The organism is Bacillus cereus group sp. N6 (assembly GCF_016483705.1).
GTDB lineage: Bacteria > Bacillota > Bacilli > Bacillales > Bacillaceae_G > Bacillus_A > Bacillus_A wiedmannii.
Genome location: NZ_JAEHBI010000011.1, coordinates 74,986 through 94,749 on the forward strand (window position 1 = coordinate 74,986; position 19,764 = coordinate 94,749).

Here is a 19,764-nt window from a genome sequence, read left to right on the forward strand (position 1 = left end):
CCATATATAAGAAGAAAAAACATAGCTACAAACTTAATGTAATAAAATTCGTATATATGCATAATTTCATTTAAAATCACTAATGATAATGTTATACTACTATCAACCAAGAAGAATCCAACAAACTATGATTAATCACTACATCTTCTTTCATAGCATGTCAACGTAAAAAAGACACTTTCCATTGTGTCTTTTTTTTACGCTTTAAGATGAACACATTGACTCAATACTTATATTTGGGGTAGCACCACATGCCCATCAAGCTAATCAAGTGATTTACTAGATATGAAACGATCTTTGGTTCAAAACTAACAATTGATAGAAAAGTAGGCATACTAAAGAAGCCTATTAAAATCTGATTTTTTCGCTAGGCCGTTTGTCTATGCTTCACCGTCGTTTTATACACAATCCCTAGAATATCAAAGACGGTCATTTTCTTATACCGATGACATTTACGACCGTTCTTTTTGAGCAATAGATAAAGACGATGCAAAATTTTCAAAAGTTGTTCTGTGCCAATGGCTATCGCTTGAAACAGTAACGGAAAGTAATCTTTAATCATATAAATCGCCTTGTATTCACTTAGCTCCTGATTTGTTTTTTCAAGCAGAAACTGTCGCATTTGAAACATTGTAGAAGAACAGAGGAGAATGCCGATGAGTTGTCCATATAAATGGCACTCTAGGCGCTCTCTTTTAATGTTTTTACATTCATCAATTTCAAAAAATGACTTCCACGTTTTAAACAAAATCTCAATCTGCCAACGAAGTGAATACAGTGAGTGCACGTAGTTCGTTGGTACTTCTTCTAAAGACGTGTTCGTAATATATACATTCATGCCCATTAAACGTTTACTTTTATCCTTCATGACAATGCCTTTTTTCTTTTCACGTATCGCTTGGTTTTTTAGGCGTGTTTGCGTTTGATCATCGGTTAAACGATGGATAATGACACGTGCTGGAAGTTTTTGATTTTGGCCAATGTATGCCTCGGTAATTTCTATCGTTTCACCAGGGATTAGATCTGACATCATTTGTGTCATATCAAGCTGGATGTATTCTGTTTGCTTTTTTAACGTGCCGTTGTTGAAGTATTCTGGCTCAGGGTTCTTGATATAAATCCGTGTATTTAGCTTCAACCGCGAGATGTAGTAAGCCCCTTTATCATGAATAGTTTGTAAGTCTCCTAAATCGAAGTAACCAAGATCACGTAAACACAAATCGCCGGTCTCTACGGTTTCAAGGCAGATGGTACCGTATGTTTTATCATTATTCTTTCCTGGACCAAGCTGCACGTTAAGAAATTGACCACTAAGTAAATCATATTCCAATTGGATTTTCACGCCTGCCGTATTACTACTTCCACCTGAACCTTGATAGTCAGTGGCGAGATGATCAGGCAGTTGAAACACTGTTGCATCTAGAATACGAATACGATTGAAAGTAGAGATCATGTGTGCAGAAAGTGAGTGATTTGAACAGAGTTTTTGTGTGAGAAGAGAAGTAAAGACTTCTCGAAGAAATGCGACAGCTCCTGGATTAAAGCGTTGATTCAATCCTTCTGAGCTCATCAGTACTCCAGTTGAGGCTTCTAACTGACTGCACAAATGTGTAAGTGATGCGCTGGCTACTTCTTGACTGATCCATACGCAAAGGGCAATGAGTTCGTTCGCTTGATACTTACTAGATCGCTGTACAAAGCCAACTTGTTTGGCGATATCTTGTAGGATTACTGAAGATAAAAAGTATTGTAGCTCTTGTGCGAAAAGATTCAGCTCATTTGAAATAATAGAATTCATTAAAAACACCATCCTTTCTCATAAACTTCTTACGATAAGCATAGCGTTTTTTTATTTTGAGGATATGATTTTAACTTCGCTTGACGGGCAAGTGGCGAGATACCTTATAAGAATAAATTATAAATATAGATAAATAAATTGTAATTTACTCTGTTGAAGTGATGCACCTAAAATGAAGATAACAATTATATAAGGGGTAATTTTATGAGTAATAAATTGAAATATTTATTAGGAGTTAGTATTACCGGATTTGGGGATGGAATTCAACAAATTGCCTTGCTATGGTATATTTTTCATTTAACAGGACAAGCGACTTCTATCGGATTAATGATTGCAATTTATTATATACCAAGTATCATTTTAACACCTTTTGTGTCTGTTTATGTAGATCATCATGATTCTAAAAATATTGTTGTTCTAACAGATAGTATTCGATTTATACTTGTTTTAATCATGGCAATACTTATTTTCATAAAATTCGAATCAGAATTTATTTTTTACATTATGCAATTCTTATTAGCAGTTTGCTACACCGTTTACAAACCTGCATCTTCTGCATTTATTAAGGAAGCATTCTGTAATCATGATATACCATTTGTTATATCAAAAGCATCTTCATTAAATGAAGCAGCATTACTAGTGGGAACTGGTATATCTGGGTTATTTCTAGTTAAATTTTCTTTAGCCACTAGTTTCTTTATTAATTCTGTAACATTTTTAGTTGCGGCCATTTTCTTTTCTTCTATAAAAAGAATGAACCCTAAAAAAATAGAAAATGCAAGAATATCCTACCTTGCAGAATTAATATCGGGATGGCGTTTCATTAATCAAACAGAAGGAATGAAGTACTTACTGTTTTTATCCATTTTGAATAGCATTAGCATACAAATGACAACAACTTTATTATTACCTCTTGCAGAACAGTTTGAAGGAGGTAGCGAACTTTACTCAATATTTGAGATAGCATTTTCAGTAGGAGGAATTATAGCAGGCTTGATTGCTATCTATTTTTTAAAAAAGTTTAAACATAAAGTTATTTTTATTACGATGATGGGTATGGCGACCTCTTCTTTTTTATTATATTTGAATGACTATAAAACAACGGCCGTTATTTGTATATTTATAATGGGGCTATTTACCATGTCGCATTTGATTATCGTGCAAACGTTAATACAGTTGAATACTACAACAGAATATATTGGCAGGGTAATAGGCTTAAGAACAATTCTGGCATCATTTGTTAAGATATCGTCTGCTCTGTCAACTGGTATTTTAATAACTCATATGGGAGTGAATAATATTTTGCTTTTATTTTCTATCTTAATATTGGCTAGCTTTATTACGATTGGAAATATAAAAAAACACATGTATTAAAATGAAGGGAAATACATCTGGAAGATTATTCAGAGATGCTATTACGGGTTGTAAATAACTTGTGAATCGAGGGATAAAATGGTTAATATACGTTCGAAAACAGAAGAATTAAGGGCGAAATTAAAAACTATATTGAATCGAGAATATAAAGAATTGGCTGTTCAGGAATTAAAAGTAATAGGAAATGGAGTACAAAATATTGTGTTCCGAGGGGATTCGGAAAAAGGGCCTTTAGCATTTCGAGTACCTTGGGAACGTGAAGTGAAAAATATAAATGAAGGGTTGTTTAATAGTCGAATCTCATTGCAAAAGGAAGCGGAGCTTTCTAAGTTTTGTAATTCTAAAGACATTCCAGTGCCAAAGGTTCACGGACTGCACCTTTCTACGGAACTTGATTTTTTAATTTCAGATTACCTGGCTACTGATCTTATTCCAATTTCTGCTTACAAAATAGGAGAAGTAGTTAATAAGCTACATAATATTCCAATTGAAGATTTAAATTACCAACATAGGACTAGGAAACCATCTAGCAAGTATATAGCTGAACGTCTCGTAAAAAGAGTAGAAGGATTTAATAAAATTACACATTGCGATATTAAATTTCCTGATATATCGATAATTGAAGAGGTTCTTAAACAAGCAGATCATGTGAAAAAATTATTACATATGGACATTCGACCAGCAAATCTAATTGGATATAACGGAGAAGTTAAGGCGTTGGTTGATTGGGATAATGCTCTAATTGGTCACCCACTGTTAGAACTTATGAGGATAGCTGAAACCAATGAAATTGATTGGTATGAATTTAAAGATGGATATAAGAATAAAGATATCTTTGAATCTATTCCTCGTATTGTCAGCTTATTTTATCAGCTTGATACAGCGGTAATGCTTGCAAATCTGTTTATAGCGCAACTGAAAATAGAGGAAAAAGGGATATTCTATAAAGAGCGTGTGAAAACACTTCATAATGAAATACATAGATATTTATAAAAATAAATAAAAGATGCTTTGACATAGGAGGCACACTACATCGTCATCAATCTAAAAATATGAATTTCCCCAAAACAATAAATACGAGCAAAATGCACAAAATTTTCGTTCTAGGGGTAATATGAGATTTTAACTTGATGGGCATGGGGTAGCACCACATTAACAAAAGAAATAGGAGAGAATATCCTATTTCTTTTTATTAACATAATAAAATGTAATTGCTAAATCCAAAGTAATGATAATAATTAGAAGTAACAAGTGTATAAGCGCATCAGTTTTTCCGTTTAATAAAGACTTTATAAAGAAATCCCATTCTGTTTCATAGGGAGGCTCTGACCAATTTTGTTGCATTCCTAAAGCTATTCCATTTATGAAAAAGATAATACTTAATAAGATTCTTCCAAAAAATAAGGCAACTACTTTTAAATTCCAGTGTTTTATCTTAATTACATACAGGATTGGAAAGAGTATAAGGATCCAAAAAATAATAATATAGATTGTATTTACCATTCTCTACTCCCAATGAAATGATTGTTTTTAATATAGGTAAAGTTTCGGATTGAAGGTATGTTTTATTGTTACTGGTTTAAAGACAAAGGCCGGAATTCCGGCACTTTTTCTATCTTAAAGTCCCACTTTATCTCTCCGTCTCAAAAAACTCAATCTATTCTCCATCAGGACCAGCGAAGAATATGTAACGTGTTCCATCTGGTAATGTTTCAATTTCTTCTCCTAGTAAAAAGGTTACTTTGTGTTTCTTTAGTCTTTCGATTTCATCTTCTAATGAATCCACTTTAAAGCAAATGTGATGTACTTTCCCTTCTGCCGGAAGAGAAGAGTTGTAGCCTTCAATTAATTCGAGTATCGTTTCCTTCGATTCTTCCACACCTAAAAAAGCGAGTTTTAAGTCGGGATTCGGGTGACCCATACGTTTAATGAGCTGTAAGCCAACTACTTCTTCATAAAATGAAATAGATGCTTCTAAGTTTGCGACCATAAGACCGACGTGTTCGATTCTTCTAACTGGCATGTAGATCCCTTCTTTCTGAAAATTATATACAATATGTTATTGAAAATTAAGAAAATAAGCAAGATAAAAACCTTACAAATTTTAGCTTGTTATATGGTATAGTGAGAAAGTATGTTTGGGGAGAAGGAAGGAGATTATACGATGAATACACCTACTCAAACTCCTTCATTATCGGCAACGATGAAAGAGTGGCATTATGCATTAGCGTATGAAATTAAACATTGGAAAACGATAGGTGGTAGTAAAATTTCTATCATGAACGGTCGTTTTTTATATACAGATTATGAAAGTACAGTATACGTATTTCAGCTCATATCGGAAGTAAGCTTACCGGAAGGTTCACCAATTCGAATTGAGTTTGATGGTGAGGAAGCGACAGGAGAAGTATTATCTGTACATGGATTAGAAATAGAACTGAAATTAAATGATTATATACAAGGTGAAATACGAGAAGCTGTTTTATACAGTGAACCGTGGCAATTGTTAGAGCAACTACAAGAGCGATTGAAAGAGGCACATAAAGATAAGTTAAAACGTAATCGTATAAAGCGTCTTGTTGATGGGACGAGCAGTCCGAAACATATTGAGAAGATGAAAAATCCGAAAAATGAATTGGCATATCGTTCATTTTACAATCCGACAACGTACGTGTGGGGACCCCCTGGAACAGGGAAGTCTTACAATTTATCACGTATTATTTCGGCGCATTATCAAAAAGGAAAATCGGTACTTGTGTTGGCTCATAGTAATGCGGCAGTAGACGTATTAATGAGTGAAGTAACGAAGCAAATTGAGAAGAAAAAGAAATGGACACCTGGCGAAATTGTTCGTTACGGTTATAGTCAACATGAACATATAAGAAATCATGAAACATTACTTACGTCGAAGCTAGTTGAAACGACGAACGGATCATGGGGAGAAGAAAGACTCTATTTAGAGGAAACACGACAAGATCTTCGTGAAAAGATTTTATCATATAAAGCGACTTCTGCTGATAAGAAGCGTATACAAGAGATTGAAAGTGATCTTCGAAAGCAAAAAGCGAAAATTAAAGAAGTAGAAAAAGAATATATTGAAAATGCGAAAGTAATCGGTGCGACTTTATCGAAATGTGCCATTGATTCACTTATTTATGAGCGTACATTTGATTTAGTTGTCGTAGATGAAGTGAGTATGGCATATGTTCCGCAAATTGCATTAGCAGCTTCACTTGGAAAACGTATCGTCGTTTGTGGGGACTTTTTACAGTTACCTCCAATTGCGATGGCGAACCATGAACTCGTTCGAAAATGGCTTGGGGAAGATATGTTTTACCATGCTGGGATTGTTGATTCTGTCAATAAATCAGAAGCACATCCGAACCTATTTATGTTGCAGGAACAAAGGCGTATGCATGCGGATATATCGAAGTTTACAAACTCATTTATTTATAAAAATAGAGTATACGACCATCCGTCTGTTTCAGAGCGTAAAGAACTTGCGCGATTGCAACCGTTCGCAAATGAGGCAAGTGTTTTATTTGATACGAGCTTAATGGGAGCCTTTTCGTTAAAGGACGCTGCTTCTGGTTCTCGATTTAACATTATGTCTGGTTTAGTAGCGATGCAAATGATGTTAATCGGACTGTTAGATGGTGTTCAATCGATCGGTGTTGTTACACCTTACAGGGCACAATCCCGCTTTTTATCAACGTGTATTAGAGAAATGTTGCAGAGGACGAAATATCAAAACATACCAGTTTTAGCGGCGACGGTTCATAAATTCCAAGGTTCTGAAAGAGATATGATGATATTTGATACGGTTGATAGTTATCCGCAAGAACGACCTGGCGTGTTATTCTTTGACCATAAAAATCATCGCCTCGTCAACGTTGCAGTAACGAGAGCGAGAGGGAAGTTCATTCAATTATCAGATTGTCATTATATGCGTAAAAACCTTTCGAGAAAACAAGCGTTATCACAATTAACAGCTCATATAGAACGTCACGGAGATGTGTATGATCGTACGACATCAAGACAATTGTGGGAGCGGAAAATTTCGAAACGTTTACGCTGGTTTATGGAAATGAATCTTGAAGAGCCGAAAGGGTTATTGAAAGATATTTTAGCCGCAAAACGAAAAATTATTATTTCACTTCCAAGTACAAAGCAAGTGGATAAGCGAGTCTGGCAAGCGTTAATGCGTACAAATGCGCAAATAACAGTGTATAGTGATGGACCAGTTCCGTTAAAAAATGTAAAGTTACAAAGACAAAATAAAGCATTCCCGTTTATCGTAATCGATGATGAAATCTTTTGGGCAGGAGCACCGCTCACATCTCAAATGATGTTTGAAGGTAGTATGGAATTTCCGTACGTATGTGCAAGATTACAAGCACCGGAAACAATTGGTGTGTTAAAAGGATTTTTAGATATCCGGTAAATTCGGATAGGAATTCCTTGACTTTTAATCGGAATGAACATAGAATGAATATAATTTAATATAATCTTATGAAAATTCTTATCACGAGAGGTTGAGGGATTGGCCCTATGACACCTCGGCAGCGGATTCTTTTATGAATACTGTGCCAATTCCAGCAAGGTAACTTGAAAGATAAGAAAGAAGCTCATTTTGACTGTAAATGCAGAAGCCTCTTTCTATCTTTTAGAAAGAGGCTTTTTTATGTGAAAATATAAGGGGGAAGAGACATGGGAGCGACTGGAGTAACGTCACAAAGAAAAACAATTGAAGAGAGTATAGAAAGAAATAAGGAAAAGTACATAGAAACAAGTCACGATATTCATGCGAATCCGGAGATTGGTAACCAAGAGTTTTATGCATCAAGAACGTTAAGTTTATTACTAGGTAGTGCAGGGTTTCAGCTGCAGCACAATATAGCTGGACATGAAACAGGTTTTATCGCGCGAAAAAGTTCAGGAAAACAAGGGCCAGTCATCGCATTTTTAGCTGAGTATGACGCTTTACCAGGACTTGGTCATGCGTGTGGTCACAATTTAATTGGCACAATTAGCGTTGCGGCCGCGATCGCATTATCAGAAACGCTTGAAGAAATTGGCGGAGAAGTTGTCGTGTTTGGTACTCCAGCTGAAGAAGGAGGACCAAATGGTAGTGCGAAAGCGAGTTATGTAAAAGCGGGTTTATTTAAAGATATTGATGCGGCACTTATGATTCATCCGAGCGGAAAAACAGCGCCAACGAGCCCTTCACTAGCAGTCGATCCACTTGATTTTCATTTTTACGGAAAAACAGCTCATGCCGCAGCTTCACCAGAAGAAGGAATTAACGCATTAGATGCGATTATTCAGCTGTATAACAGCATTAATGCACTTCGCCAACAACTTCCGTCAGACGTGAAAATTCATGGCGTTATTACTGAGGGCGGAAAAGCACCTAACATTATTCCTGACTACGCCGCAGCAAGGTTTTTCATCCGCGCAGCAACGAGAAAAAGATGTGCGGAAGTAACAGAGAAAGTAAGAAACGTCGCACAAGGTGCAGCATTAGCAACAGGTACGAAAGTGAAAATTCATCAATTCCAAAATGAAATCGATGAATTACTCGTAACAAAAACATTTAATGAAGTCGTAGCCGAAGAACTAGAATTACAAGGCGAAGACGTAAATCGAAAAGAAAGATTTGGCATTGGCTCAACAGATGCAGGAAATGTAAGCCAAGTCGTACCGACCATTCATCCGTACATTAAAATCGGTCCAGATGATTTAATTGCACATACGAATGAATTTAGAGAAGCAGCCCGTTCAGAACTTGGAGATAAAGCGTTAATTACATCTGCAAAAGCACTAGCAAATACAGCGTATCGATTAATTACGGAAGAAGGGCTGTTAGAGAAGGTGAAGGAGGAGTTTAGAGAGGCGCAGAGAAATCAGGGGTAGGTGAGAAGGAGACGTATCTCTGGATTTTCTAGTAGGAAATTGAATGAAAAAAGAACCAGCCTATGGCTGGTTCTTTTTATATTATATAAGAATTTTCCCACATACACTCGGTATCTTTATCTTAGTACCCTCTTATCAGAACGACAATTTCTCCTCAAACTCACTCTTTAAAACAATTAAAGGAGACGATAATCCAAATTGCATTAAGGAGTCTAAAAATGTAGCGAGAGAATCCATCGAATTGCTCATGACCTTCATCATATAATTAAACTCCCCGCTAATTCGATATAAATTAGTTACTTCGGGAGTGGCATTACAAAATTGGATGAAATCAGAGCATTGACTCGTTTTAAACATGATGAATGCTTGAATGTTTTTATTAATTTTAGAAGGCTCAAATTTTGTTCGGCAAGCCGCTATAACTCCTTGATCTTCAAGTTTATTAATACGCTCTTTTACAGCAGGTTGCGTCATGGATATGATCCGTCCTATTTATGAAACGGAAATTCTCGCATTTTCATATAACAAGTTTTTCTACATGAAGCTACACTCTAGAAAACAGGATTTAGGGGAATCAGACATGAGATATTTTAAAGGAAAACAATTCAAGTAAGATGTTATTTTAGTAGTTGTCGGCTACTACTGCCGTTTTTCTTTCGGTTATCGTGATGTATCTGAAATCCTGAAAGAACGTGGTATTTCAGTGAAAACAAAAACCATCATGCGATGGAGTCATAAATATGGCAATCCCATCTATCGAATTTGGAAAGTGAAAAATAAATCTGCACGCTTATGAAACCATTCATACCCTATATAAACAAAGGCGAAGTCTTCAAAGAGACTCCGCCTTTTCAACGTACAATGAACTTCAACAATTACTAGCTACTTCCTAAACATTGTTCTGCATTTACCAACCTGTTTATGCTTTTTTCAAACTTTGCAACAGAACCAGTTTAACCATCATCATGCACATGGAACTTTAGGTTATTTAAGTTCAGTTGAGTTCAGAAAACGAGCCCTTAAAAAAGCAGTCTGAATTTGTGTTGACAATTACACCTCCATCAATACTATTAAAAGAACCTTTATACTGTTACAGCTTGAGAAATCCATTGAGCAGTTAGTTCAGGAGATTCAACAGGAAACTGATGACCGTACTGAATACGTGTAATATCCAAGTGTTCAAACTGCTTTGGGACATGATGATCCTTGTCCAAAGCTCCCCATAGTATCTTAATTTTCCTCTTATCCCATGTCTCGGGATTTAACTGGATGGATTTTGATATAGTTAAGCAAGACATGACCGTAGCGTTAGTTTTGCGTATACGGGGGGATTTTAAATCACGGACCACAGAATGAGCGTAATTACTCAATAATTGACTCGATGTTCTGAAGCTATTGGTTTGAATTAGCTCTTTTTCCAAACGGGCGGGCTCCATATATTTTAGAACGAAACTTGTAATACGTCGAAATCTATATTTAGGTTGGATAGGATGCAGTACTGGCTGCAATAAAATGAGTTGTTTGATCAGTGAGGGCAGCCGTTCCATCACTTGAGCCGCAATCAATCCGCCAAATGAATGCCCCACTAATATAACGGGTCTGTTCAACTCAGTGATCATAGTGGAAATGCTCTCTACATAGCCTTCTATCACAGAAGGATTATGGTGATAAGGGGTACGCCCAAATCCAGGTAAATCTACGAACCAAGTATTTAAACCGCTTAAAAATTGTGAGAGGGGCAAAAGGGCATCGGCATTGCTGAACGTCCCATGAAGAAAAATAATAGGTGTTTCATTCCTATCTTTCTCTAGCGAAACTAAGTTAGCCCTTCTTCGTTGACTAAAATCTTTCTGCTCATTTTGATTCAGGCCTAAATGATTTAACCGATAATCCAAATCACTAATGATAAAAGGGAGTGTGGACGGAACTACGAATGAATTTCTGCCGTTCCTTTGTTCTATTTCTAATTTACTGTAAACAGGGAATTCCGACTTAACAAGAAAACTCATGGATTCTTTAGGAATACCAAGCATCTTATCAGCACCCATTCTAAGCACAGTTTTCAATAACGGAAGCGGTATAGTTCCTAACGGCTTTGTTGTCTGCAATTCGTGTGCCATGAGTTTGATGAAAGTTCGGATCGACGGACTTTCTTGCTTAGAATCTAAAAGATAGTAGGTATTGCTTGATAACCCTTCTGTGTTAACAAGTTTTGAAATAAACGAAGCCACATGGTCAATATGAACCATTGGTAACCAATAATCGTCGCCGCCTGGAACAAGCGGCATAAGATTTCGCCTTACGGCATCGACTAAGATACTAAGGCCTCCAATCTGTTCTGTTTTCCCTGAGAAGGAGTCTCCGACGATTACACTAGGATTAACAGTAGATAAGGGAATGCTCATGTTATGAAGAGATTTTCGTATATAAGAGTCGGCTAAAAACTTCATTTTTTCATAAGGCGGTTGATTGTCCAGCAAATGATCTAGATCCAACAATGCATTTTGTTCATGATAGGGACTCATAAAGCCTGCGACATGGATAAAATGCTTTAATTCTTTTTCAGCGTGGATATCCTGTGCTAGCCGAACAAGGGATTTTGCAGGGGTGAGGAAAGACTGCTCAGCTTCAATGAGGTTCAACTCAATATTCATTGGACCTCCTGCGTGAATAATTAGATCAGTTGCAAGTAATTGTTTGTAGCTGTCATCACTTAAACCTAATCGAGGCTGCGTTAGATCACCGATAATAGGAACAATGTTGTTCTGTTGATCGGGTGCCAGTTGATTGATGATGGTAAGAAGACGATTTTTTTGACGTACAAGTGCATAAATCTTATGCTGAGAAGCTAACTCAGCGATTAAATGACGTCCAATATAACCAGTTCCGCCGGTCATGAAGATATTCATAATAAAAACACTCCTTTATTATTTTATAGTACTAACTAGTACTAATACATCTAAAAATATTACTTTAGCATGGAAGCTAAAGTAGGAAATAAATTTTTGATCATATCTTGGTTGTTAGAAGCTTGAGCCAAGAAGAGAGCACCCTCAATAGAGGAGACAATCAACATAGCTGTTTGTTTAACGGGCAGCTCTTTCTTTAGTTCTTGTCGTGCAATCCCTTGGGCTAAAATCAACTCAACACCATGCAGCTGTTTTTCAAAAAAACTCTTGATTCTATCTCTAATTTCAACCGCGTCAATAGGCGTCTGTGTATACAGAGTCAGGAAAGGACAACCGCCAAGGTAGTTATTTTGTTCAATAGTATCGCTTAAAATGTGGAGTACCGCTTCTAATTTCTCTTGAACGGTGAGCTCAGTTTGAGACACAATATAATTAATTCGCTGTTCGTAATGTGCTATCAACTGATTAACAATAGCGAGCAGCAGCTCCTCCTTGCTCTTAAAATAATAATAAATGTTCGTTTTTGAAACTTTGCTATGTGCGACTATGTCGTCCATGCTTGTTGCTAGAAACCCTTTAGTAAGAAACAATGTAAAAGCGGATTGCAGAGCAATATCTTTATTAGTAAGTGTATTTTTTTTCATATTAGTACTATACAGTACTATAAATGGAGAGTCAAGGGAATGATTGATGAAATGCATAGGGGTTCGACCGCACATTCATCAACTTAAGAAAAGTAAACATCCCAAAAACAAAAAAATGAGCTACCTTCTCAAAGTAACTACCTGTAGAGAAAGAAAAAGTTCATTTAGTGGGTACTTCAAAACCTTAGCTTGATTGCGATGGGGTCACCATATCAAAAAAAAAGAAAATTGTGCGTTTAGACATATTTTTCAACCGCTTCCTGTACGTTAAGGGACTCGTTATTTTTTTTACAGTTTTTTATTATGAAATTCTAAATAACTAATTATAATAGGTGAAAAAAACGATCAATAGTTGGGGGACGGAAAGGATTCGAATTTACATTCTTTCTCAATACATATTATGGATAAATAAAGTAAAATATGGGTTGGGGTTATGTCTCATGTTGTGTTAATCCTAACAATAACTAAGGGTACATAATATGCTTTCATACCTTTGAATGATTTTGTTATAGGAGGGATGGAGATTTAAATGGCTCAAATTGTTGGTATTGATAGATACCTTTGTACTGGGGCTTTAATCTATATGCGTGAGGGCCTTTCCCTAAGTCTTGTCAGGAAGTAAGGAACAGTAAGCAAACACTGATATAATATGAATAGAGAAGAGGAATGCCTTATGAAAATAAGTAGTCAAATTACATTTGCAAGTCTGGCCCTTTTAATAGCTGGAAGTTCCCTGTTATATACAACAACAACCTCAATTGTAAAAGCAGAGCCCACTCAAAATATATCTAGTTCGTTACAAACAAATACTCAACGAGATCGTACTTCCGTCAAGCAAGCAATGCGGGATACATTGCAACTTGGATACCCGGGGATACTTGCTAAAACTTCTGAGGGTGGAAAAACGTGGGGGTATGCCGCTGGGATAGCGGATCTGAGAACCAAGAAACCAATGAAAACAGGTTTTCGCTTTCGCATTGGGAGTGTGACGAAGACGTTCACCGCAACAGTTGTACTTCAATTAGCTGGAGAGAATCGCCTGAATCTAGACGACTACATCGAAGACTGGTTGCCTGGTGTCATTCAAGGAAATGGATATGATGGTAACAAGATTACTATCCGGCATATATTGAACCATACAAGTGGTATCGCTGAATACTCAAGGTCAAAAGACGCTGATTTTACGGATACAAAAAAATCGTATACGGCAGAAGAGTTAGTGAAGATGGGGGTTTCTTTGCCCCCAGACTTTGCCCCAGGAGAGGGCTGGTCTTATTCAAACACAGGATACGTATTACTGGGCATTCTTATTGAAAAAGTAACCAGAAACAGCTATGCGGAAGAGATTGAAAATCGGATTATTGAACCACTTGAATTATCGAATACATTCCTACCAGGCAATTCAAGCGTTATTCCAGGCACTAACCATGCCCGTGGATATGACCAACCAGACGGAGCAAGTGAGCTAAAAGACGTTACTTATTATAACCCAAGTGCAGGTAGCTCGGCTGGAGATATGATTTCTACTGCTGACGACTTAAACAAATTCTTCTCTTACTTGCTCGGTGGCAAATTACTGAAAGAACAACAACTAAAACAAATGCTTACTACAGTTCCTACAGGAAGAGAAGGAATCGATGGATATGGTCTTGGAATCTATGAAACTAAGCTTCCAAGCGGTGTCTCGATATGGGGACACACAGGTGGCATTCTAGGGTTTACTACTCTTGTTGGAGGTACACTTGGAGGCAAGCATACGTTGGTTGTCAATTGGAATAGTTTGGGTAGAACTGACAGTCCTAATCCTTTTAAAAATATTTTACTTGCTGAATTTAGCAAGTAGGGAAAAAGGAAAAATTTACTGTAGTTTTCATAGTTAAAAATATACTTTTCTGGTTCAAAAGCCCCACCTTATTTTCGAGAAAAATTTGGGGCTTTTTTTGTTTTGGTGGCGTTTATTCTCCTTAAGTTGATGGATGTGGGGTAGCCCCACATTACTATCAAGCTAAGGTTTTAATATATCTCCTAAATGAACATTTTCTTTTTCTACAGGTAGTTACTTTGAGAAGGTAGCTTATTTTTTCGTTTTGAGGGCGTTTATTTTTCTTAAGCTGATGGATATGGAGTATCCGCCCTAAGTTAAATAAATTTTGACTTAAAAACAAGTGATTTTAACAACGTTAGGAGTGTTTCATGCAGCACAATGTCATATGTGTTGTATTGCAAGAAAAAAATTACATTAGAAAAGAGCCAGAATTCATCCTGTTAAGGGGAAATCGACTCTTAATATTTAAAAGGATGGTAAAAAGAAACACAGAAGTAAAAAAAACTGTGTTTCTTTTTGATTAATATATTTACTGAACTTTACGGCACAGATGCTCCTTCTATCCTATTATAAAAGCGATTTTGAAAGTAAGTAATTTGTAAGAAATGGGTAAGAAAAAAGAAATTTTCATTGTGTATGATAAAAATATAAAGAAGCGTGAAAGGCGGAACAGATATGATTTATATATGAAAAACAGACCAGTAACAAGACTGTTTCAAGGAAAAGAAGTAATTTATGTGGTTAACATATATGTGGAAAAAGAGGGATTTACCCAGGACAGAATGGCGTTTGTAAAAATAATAAATATGAAGATGATTACGAATTCAAAGTTGACCTTTTTTCATTGGTGGAGATGGTAGCTGTGTGGTTAATACGAAATAGCAAGAAACCACCTATACAATATGAATAGAGGAGAGGGATGCCCTATGAAAACATGTAGTCAAATTACATGTGCAAGTCTGGCCCTTTTAATAGCTGGAAGTTCTCTGTTATACACAACGCCAACCTTAATTGTAAAAGCAGAACCTACTCAAAGTGTATCTAGTTCGGTACAAACAAGTACTCAACGAGATCGTAATTCTGTCAAGCAAGCAGTGCGGGATACATTGCAACTTGGATTCCCGGGGATACTTGCTAAAACTTCTGAGGGTGGAAAAACATGGAGTTATGCCGCTGGGGTAGCGAATCTGAGCAGCAAGAAACCAATGAAAACAGATTTTCGCTTTCGCATTGGTAGCGTGACGAAGACGTTCACCGCAACAGTTGTACTTCAATTAGCCGAAGAGAACCGCTTGAATCTAGACGACTCTATTGAAAAATGGTTGCCTGGTGTCATTCAAGGAAACGGGTATGATGATAAACAGATTACTATCCGGCAATTATTGAACCACACAAGTGGTATCGCTGAATACACAAGGTCAAAAAGTTTTAATCTTATGGATACAAAAAAATCGTATAGGGCTGAAGAATTAGTAAAGATGGGGAGTTCGATGCCCCCAGATTTTGCTCCAGGAAAGAGCTGGTCTTATTCAAATACAGGATACGTATTACTAGGGATCCTTATTGAAACAGTAACCGGGAACAGCTATGCGGAAGAGATTGAAAATCGGATTATTGAACCGCTTGAATTATCGAATACATTCTTACCTGGCAATTCAAGCGTGATTCCAGGGACCAAGCATGCCCGTGGATATATCCAACTAGACGGAGCAAGTGAGCCAAAAGATGTTACGTATTATAACCCAAGTATGGGGAGCTCGGCTGGAGATATGATTTCTACTGCTGATGATTTAAACAAATTCTTCTCTTACTTACTTGGAGGTAAATTACTGAAAGAACAGCAACTAAAACAAATGCTTACTACAGTTCCAACAGGAGAAGCTGCACTTGGCAGATATGGTCTTGGAATCTATGAAACTAAGCTTCCAAACGGTGTCTCAATATGGGGACACGGAGGTAGCATTCCAGGGTTTGTTACTTTTGCTGGAGGTACACTTGGAGGCAAGCATACATTAGCTGTCAATTTGAACAGCCTTAATGCTGATAGTCCTGATCCTTTTAAAAATATTTTACTTGCTGAATTTAGCAAGTAGGCCAAAAGGAAGAACGGATAAATTTTATCATATTTTCATAGTTAAACAAACAAATGATGAAATTGATCACTTATCTAAGGAGGCAATTCCCTCATGAAAAATAAACTAACTGGTGTATTAGCCGCTACATTAGCGCTAACTATGATTCTACCAACAGGGGCGAAAGCATTTTCTGATAGTAAGACTACAGTTGTATCTAATGTAGAAGTAGCTAGCCAAGAGCTGAAGAAGATTGCAGCAGAGAAGGCTGCGCTACTCACGAAGTCCCATGGGACGACTAGCGTGCAGTATGCGCTAATTGATAATGGCAAGCTTACTTTGTCGGGGCAGGCTGGAAAGAACGATATGGAAGGGGAACAGCCACTAACCAAAGATACTCTATACGGGATTGGTTCAGTCAGTAAAATGTATGCAACAGCGGCTGTAATGAAATTGGTCGACGAAGGAAAAGTCGATTTGGATGCTCCTGTGGTTAACTATGTTCCTGATTTTAAGATGAAAGATGGGCGGTACAAACGCATTACCCCGCGTATGTTGTTGAATCACTCCTCCGGCTTGCAAGGTTCCACGTTAAGTAATGCATTTTTATTTAACGATAATGATACCTATTCCCATGATTTCTTGTTGCAGCAATTGTCCAACCAGAGCCTGAAAGCAGACCCTGGCGCGTTCTCGGTATACTGCAACGATGGTTTTACGCTGGCCGAAATTTTGGTGGAAAGAGTCAGCGGTATGAGCTTTACCGAATTTCTACATCAACGGTTTACAGAACCCTTAAAGATGAATCATACAAAAACGCCGCAGGACAAATGGAGAGACGAAAAGCGGGCTGGACTTTATTTTCCGGCGTACCAAGGGCAGCTTCCAATTGAATCGGTGAATGTGATTGGTACGGGAGGGGTCTCTTCCACGGCAGAAGATATGGTACGATTCTCACAATTATTTATGGGACAGGGAAAAGGGATCCTCTCTGATAAGGTAGTCAAGGCGATGGAGCAAGAGGAATATAAAAAAGGAATGTGGCCGGGGGATGGAGATAATATTTTTAACTATGGTCTTGGCTGGGATAGTGTGAAACTATACCCATTCAGTGAATATGGGATAAAAGGCTTGGCTAAGGGCGGCGACACGGCACTGCAACATGCTATACTGGTCGTGCTTCCGGAACAGAAAATGGCAGCGGCTGTGTTGTCATCCGGTGGACGAAGCTCTACAAATCAACTGCTGGCAACTGAATTGCTGCTCGCCGTGCTTAAAGAGAAGGGGACAATTAAGAACATCAAGCCGAACAAATCTTTTGGCAAGCCGGTCAAGGTCAAGATGCCTCAAGACGTGGCAAAGAAAGCGGGCTTTTATGGCAATAGCGAAACTCATTTCAAAATTGAAATTACGAAGAATGGAGAACTGTTCTTACCATCTAATCGAGAAGAAAAATATGTATATACTGTGGATGGAAGCTTTATTAATGAGAAGGGTACTTCTAAGCTCAACTTTGTCACCGAGAAGAATGGAAGAACTTATTTGAGGGAGAGCACATATAAATCGACACCAGACTTAGGGCAAGGTGCGATGACTCACTATTTAGCTGAGAAACTAGAAGACAATGTGCTATCGAAGAAAACCGCTGCCGCATGGGCGAAGCGGGAAGGTGTCAAGTTCTATCTCGTGAATGAGAAATTTAGTTCTATTGAATATCTCGTACAACCGAAACTTATTACCACACAAATTACTCGTAAGGAAGGCCTGGCGGGCTATTGGGAGGGCAGAAAAATTACAGGTCCGAACACCGCGGCGCATCAGCTCCAGATCCCCGTGATGAATGGCCGTGATACGACGGAAACGCATTTCTATACAGAAGGCGGCAATGAATATATGGAAATGGCCGGGTTGTTATACGTAAGTGGAAACAACGTAAAACCACTTGATGCTGGCCAATCGTCCAAAGTTACTCTGCAAGCAAATGGGCATGCTAAATGGTTTACGATTCCGCAAGCGGCAGCAGGAAAAAGGATGACCGTGACATTGCCATCGAAGGGTGCGTTCGCGGTGTATGATGAGAATGGAGTATGCGTCAACTTTACCATCGTGAGCGGCAATAACAAAGTAAAACTGCCGAAGAATGGAACGGTTGTAATTGCTGGGGCACGGAACTCAGAATTTGCAATTACGTTGAACTAGCTACAATTCAAAATGGACTTCAACAAAACCAGTACGACATAGGAACGGTGTTTTGCTGGTTTTGTTTGTATTTACGTATTATCTTTAAGAAGAGAATTTCAACGAATAATATCACGCTCAAACTCTGCAAAAACAGCTATCAAACCAATTTAGGGCAATCATCATTTGCTCCATTAATCTTCTTGATGTAAATACGTTCGCAGCCGGTATTATGATGTACAAGCCCTATACGATACAGGAATTATCCGAGGTGTTTCAGCTACTAAGTTTACGCCATATGGCACACTCACATGTCAATAGGCAGCACTTATGTTAGAACGAACTCTAGAATATCTAGGTGTAGAAAAAGAGTCAAATATAGGGCCCTACCACATCGCTATCAAGCTAAGAAAAGCATAAATCCCCAAATAGTAAAATTGAGATCCCCAGAGTAAAAATCATTGTTTTTGGGTAGCATAAAACCTTAGTATGTTAGCGATGTGATGCTAACCCAAATTTGAACCCTATTCCTCAATGAATCAAACAATTTAACATGGTAAAAGTATATTTGGATGAGAGTCCAATACTTACTATTGAAATTGTGATGGTTCACATTGAAAGAAGGCACTTTAGGGTGTCTTTTCTTTATGAAAAAAATTCCCGCACAATGTACAGGGATAAAAAATTATAAGTCATGGTGGGACAGTTCCTGTTTTAGTTAATCAGGTAGTTTCTATTAAAGGTAAAAACAAAATGTAATGCTTTGAAAAAAACTATGTACTAGAACTGGTACTCTGTCGGTAAGCCATGAAAGAGGTACTTATATTATTTGTTTTGTAAATTATCTTGAATTTGTTGTTCCATATTTACTAGTGATGTTTTTAGGGAATTACTAAGCTTTTTAACAAATTTAAGAACAAGAAGCCAGTTTTTAATAATAGAATTCTAAAAGCGTTAGGGTAGAAATTTATTGTTTTTGTTAAAAAAGAATTGACTTCTACTATAGCTGTAACTAATATGGTTACATAAGGTTGTAATTGAGTTAGTT

Annotated in this window: 12 protein-coding genes, 2 pseudogenes and 1 riboswitch; of the genes and pseudogenes, 8 read left to right on the plus strand and 6 right to left on the minus strand. The window is 37.3% G+C overall.

Annotation, left to right across the window (positions count from 1 at the left end; translation table 11 throughout):
- Positions 1-367 precede the first annotated feature (367 nt).
- Positions 368-1,798, minus strand: coding sequence for an IS4 family transposase (locus JDS99_RS11125; RefSeq protein ID WP_199695085.1), 1,431 nt, complete (start codon positions 1,796-1,798; stop codon positions 368-370).
- 204 nt (positions 1,799-2,002) lie between these two features.
- Between JDS99_RS11125 and JDS99_RS11130 the strand changes: the two genes are divergently transcribed.
- Complete coding sequence (locus JDS99_RS11130) at positions 2,003-3,172, plus strand: MFS transporter (RefSeq protein WP_098857999.1); 1,170 nt, start codon at positions 2,003-2,005, stop codon at positions 3,170-3,172.
- A gap of 78 nt (positions 3,173-3,250) precedes the next feature.
- Positions 3,251-4,165: a phosphotransferase family protein gene (locus tag JDS99_RS11135; RefSeq protein ID WP_098858000.1), complete on the plus strand. Its 915-nt coding sequence runs from the start codon at positions 3,251-3,253 to the stop codon at positions 4,163-4,165.
- Positions 4,166-4,351: 186 nt separating this feature from the next.
- Here JDS99_RS11135 and JDS99_RS11140 read toward each other — a convergent pair whose 3' ends face one another.
- Together JDS99_RS11140 and JDS99_RS11145 are read right to left on the minus strand one after the other, a co-directional pair.
- Positions 4,352-4,675 carry a hypothetical protein gene (locus JDS99_RS11140; RefSeq protein ID WP_098858001.1) on the minus strand — a complete coding sequence of 108 codons (324 nt, stop codon included), beginning with the start codon at positions 4,673-4,675 and terminating at the stop codon, positions 4,352-4,354.
- Positions 4,676-4,829: 154 nt separating this feature from the next.
- Positions 4,830-5,195, minus strand: a complete 366-nt coding sequence (locus JDS99_RS11145) for a VOC family protein (RefSeq protein WP_199695086.1) — start codon at positions 5,193-5,195, stop codon at positions 4,830-4,832.
- Between the two features lie 111 nt (positions 5,196-5,306).
- Here JDS99_RS11145 and JDS99_RS11150 point away from each other — a divergent pair, with 111 nt between their 5' ends.
- Together JDS99_RS11150 and JDS99_RS11155 are read left to right on the plus strand one after the other, a co-directional pair.
- Entirely contained in the window at positions 5,307-7,616 is a 2,310-nt protein-coding gene (locus JDS99_RS11150) for an AAA domain-containing protein (protein WP_141520987.1), read from the plus strand.
- Positions 7,617-7,691: 75 nt separating this feature from the next.
- A riboswitch (SAM riboswitch) is annotated at positions 7,692-7,794 on the plus strand.
- Positions 7,795-7,882: 88 nt separating this feature from the next.
- Positions 7,883-9,088 carry a M20 family metallopeptidase gene (locus tag JDS99_RS11155; protein ID WP_199695087.1) on the plus strand — a complete coding sequence of 402 codons (1,206 nt, stop codon included), beginning with the start codon at positions 7,883-7,885 and terminating at the stop codon, positions 9,086-9,088.
- A 135-nt stretch (positions 9,089-9,223) separates the two neighbouring features.
- On the opposite strand, the pseudogene JDS99_RS11160 reads toward JDS99_RS11155, so the two are convergent.
- Positions 9,224-9,616 (minus strand): annotated as a pseudogene (locus tag JDS99_RS11160) (Lrp/AsnC family transcriptional regulator).
- Positions 9,617-9,707: 91 nt separating this feature from the next.
- On the opposite strand from JDS99_RS11160, the pseudogene JDS99_RS31970 reads away from it, so the two are divergent.
- A pseudogene (locus JDS99_RS31970) lies at positions 9,708-9,881 on the plus strand (IS6 family transposase); the annotation flags it as partial.
- A gap of 289 nt (positions 9,882-10,170) precedes the next feature.
- Here JDS99_RS31970 and JDS99_RS11165 read toward each other — a convergent pair.
- Together JDS99_RS11165 and JDS99_RS11170 are read right to left on the minus strand one after the other, a co-directional pair.
- A complete protein-coding gene (locus JDS99_RS11165) occupies positions 10,171-11,997 on the minus strand; it encodes an alpha/beta fold hydrolase (protein WP_199695088.1) in 1,827 nt (608 codons plus the stop codon).
- A 59-nt stretch (positions 11,998-12,056) separates the two neighbouring features.
- Positions 12,057-12,641, minus strand: coding sequence for a TetR/AcrR family transcriptional regulator (locus JDS99_RS11170; protein WP_060749950.1), 585 nt, complete (start codon positions 12,639-12,641; stop codon positions 12,057-12,059).
- Positions 12,642-13,314: 673 nt separating this feature from the next.
- On the opposite strand from JDS99_RS11170, the gene JDS99_RS11175 reads away from it, so the two are divergent.
- The 3 genes from JDS99_RS11175 to JDS99_RS11185 all read left to right on the plus strand — a co-directional run bounded on the left by JDS99_RS11175 (position 13,315) and on the right by JDS99_RS11185 (position 18,737).
- Complete coding sequence (locus tag JDS99_RS11175) at positions 13,315-14,484, plus strand: serine hydrolase domain-containing protein (RefSeq protein WP_199695089.1); 1,170 nt, start codon at positions 13,315-13,317, stop codon at positions 14,482-14,484.
- A 908-nt stretch (positions 14,485-15,392) separates the two neighbouring features.
- Positions 15,393-16,559 (plus strand): serine hydrolase domain-containing protein, encoded by a 1,167-nt coding sequence (locus tag JDS99_RS11180; RefSeq protein ID WP_199695090.1) that lies wholly within the window; start codon positions 15,393-15,395, stop codon positions 16,557-16,559.
- Between the two features lie 93 nt (positions 16,560-16,652).
- Positions 16,653-18,737: a serine hydrolase domain-containing protein gene (locus JDS99_RS11185; protein ID WP_199695091.1), complete on the plus strand. Its 2,085-nt coding sequence runs from the start codon at positions 16,653-16,655 to the stop codon at positions 18,735-18,737.
- Positions 18,738-19,764: the final 1,027 nt, after the last annotated feature.

Coding starts and splice junctions, on each gene's coding strand:
- JDS99_RS11155 (WP_199695087.1), top strand. CDS start 7,883: ATGGGAGCGACTGGAGTAACGTCACAAAGAAAAACAATTGAAGAGAGT.
- JDS99_RS11130 (WP_098857999.1), top strand. CDS start 2,003: ATGAGTAATAAATTGAAATATTTATTAGGAGTTAGTATTACCGGATTT.
- JDS99_RS11135 (WP_098858000.1), top strand. CDS start 3,251: ATGGTTAATATACGTTCGAAAACAGAAGAATTAAGGGCGAAATTAAAA.
- JDS99_RS11140 (WP_098858001.1), bottom strand. CDS start 4,675: ATGGTAAATACAATCTATATTATTATTTTTTGGATCCTTATACTCTTT.
- JDS99_RS11150 (WP_141520987.1), top strand. CDS start 5,307: ATGTTTGGGGAGAAGGAAGGAGATTATACGATGAATACACCTACTCAA.
- JDS99_RS11185 (WP_199695091.1), top strand. CDS start 16,653: ATGAAAAATAAACTAACTGGTGTATTAGCCGCTACATTAGCGCTAACT.
- JDS99_RS11145 (WP_199695086.1), bottom strand. CDS start 5,195: ATGCCAGTTAGAAGAATCGAACACGTCGGTCTTATGGTCGCAAACTTA.
- JDS99_RS11175 (WP_199695089.1), top strand. CDS start 13,315: ATGAAAATAAGTAGTCAAATTACATTTGCAAGTCTGGCCCTTTTAATA.
- JDS99_RS11165 (WP_199695088.1), bottom strand. CDS start 11,997: ATGAATATCTTCATGACCGGCGGAACTGGTTATATTGGACGTCATTTA.
- JDS99_RS11170 (WP_060749950.1), bottom strand. CDS start 12,641: ATGAAAAAAAATACACTTACTAATAAAGATATTGCTCTGCAATCCGCT.
- JDS99_RS11180 (WP_199695090.1), top strand. CDS start 15,393: ATGAAAACATGTAGTCAAATTACATGTGCAAGTCTGGCCCTTTTAATA.
- JDS99_RS11125 (WP_199695085.1), bottom strand. CDS start 1,798: ATGAATTCTATTATTTCAAATGAGCTGAATCTTTTCGCACAAGAGCTA.